The following is a 1,531-nucleotide window of genomic DNA, read 5'->3' as shown; positions in this document are numbered from 1 at the left end:
GTTGGTTGGGCAGGAGGAGTTAATTGTTCATGGATATTCCGCAGCGGCCATCACGGCAGTCCCATTTCTTGCCATCGGAGCGGTGGGCTTTGTTGCTCGAGTTCGATAAGTGTTTGGATTGGGGTTCGAAAGCAGCTTTTTACAGGAAGGTTCAAGTGACGAGGATGGCCGTGAAGAAGTGGTCCCAAGATCGGGATGCGGGGCTTTTGACGACTCCGGCTGAGGGTGCTGCGGTGCGCGGACCAGACTCAAGGTTGTCGGGTCAGGATTGGCGTGACTACATGAAGCTCGAGCGTGAGAATGCTGCATTGAAGCTGAAGTTGGAGCAGTCCGCGGCGACGGTGGACATCTTAAAAAAAGCATCGGCGCTGTTGGATTCCCTAGCCAAGAGCGCCTCGAACCTGCCGGGCCCGGAACCGACGGTCAAAGCGGTGGAACCGCAGGAGGAATCAGAAGGCTGGCCAACCTGGCTCAGGCCCAAGAGCGACGAAGAGTCCTGACCCCGTTCGTCGCGCAGCTGCAGGCCCTGGGCGGCCACTCAGCGGTGAAAGCCTTGGCCCTGCTGGGGCTGTCCTCAGCGACCTATTACCGTGAGCAGGCTGCCCCGGCACCGGTCAAGGCCGTGATCCCGCAGAAGGAGCGGGTACAGCCAGCGACACTGAACCCAGAAGAGATCGCGATGATCACCGGCTGGCTGAGCGCACCGGAGAACATGCTGCTCTCCGTGGCCAAGGTCTACTACAAGTACCTGGACCAAGGGCTCCATGTTGCTTCCAAGCGCTCCTGGCACCGGGTCGCGGCGGCAGCTCAACTCAGTGGCGACCGCCGCCGGCAGGCGACCCACCCACCCAAGAAGATCCCCCAGTTGATGGCTTCCTGTCCCAATCAGGTTTGGTGCTGGGACATCTCAAAACTCAAGGGAACACGGCTGCGTCAGTACTTCGATCTCTACCTGATCATGGACATCTACTCCCGCTACATCGTGGGCTGGAGAGTGGAGCACACGGAGGTTTCAGCCACTGCCGCGGAGATGCTCACCCAGGCCGTGAACGAGGCACCCCACGCCCCGAAATACCTCCACAGTGACAACGGTGCCTCGATGAAAAGTAAGATCATGGCCGCCACCTTGGCCGGGCACGGCATCGCTCGTTCTCTCTCACGCCCGAAGGTCAGTAACGACAACCCATTCTCAGAAAGCTTGTTCAAAACCTTCAAATACGAGACCACCTATCCCCAGGGATTCCCGAGCCTAGATTCCGCCCGGGAGTACGTCGCCACGTTCGTGGTCCGCTACAACAACGAACATCAGCACGAAGGCATCGCCGGCCACACCCCGGCCACCGTTCACCACGGCCACGTCGATGAAGTCAACGCACGTCGGCAAGCCGCCCTAGACGCCAGCTACGCAGCAAACCCTGTCCGCTACGCCCGCCAACCACTAACACCCCAAATCGACGACTACGTCGCCATCAACGACCCCAAACACCACACCCAAACCACCAACCTCTCTCAAGCAGGTTGACAAATACCG

Annotated in this window: 2 protein-coding genes; both read left to right on the top strand. The window is 59.6% G+C overall.

Annotated elements, in window-relative coordinates; genetic code table 11:
• Positions 1 to 29: 29 nt before the first annotated feature.
• Positions 30 to 500: a hypothetical protein gene (locus AB0O97_RS20215; protein ID WP_363885056.1), complete on the top strand. Its 471-nt coding sequence runs from the start codon at positions 30 to 32 to the stop codon at positions 498 to 500.
• Positions 449 to 1,522, top strand: a complete 1,074-nt coding sequence (locus AB0O97_RS20210) for an IS3 family transposase (protein ID WP_363885059.1) — start codon at positions 449 to 451, stop codon at positions 1,520 to 1,522. Before AB0O97_RS20215 ends, AB0O97_RS20210 begins: the two co-directional genes overlap by 52 nt.
• The last annotated feature ends 9 nt before the right edge of the window (positions 1,523 to 1,531 follow it).

The sequence above is a fragment of the Specibacter sp. NPDC078692 genome (assembly GCF_040686835.1).
Taxonomy (GTDB): Bacteria; Actinomycetota; Actinomycetes; order Actinomycetales; family Micrococcaceae; genus Specibacter.
This window is presented reverse-complemented; position numbering and strand designations above follow the sequence as displayed.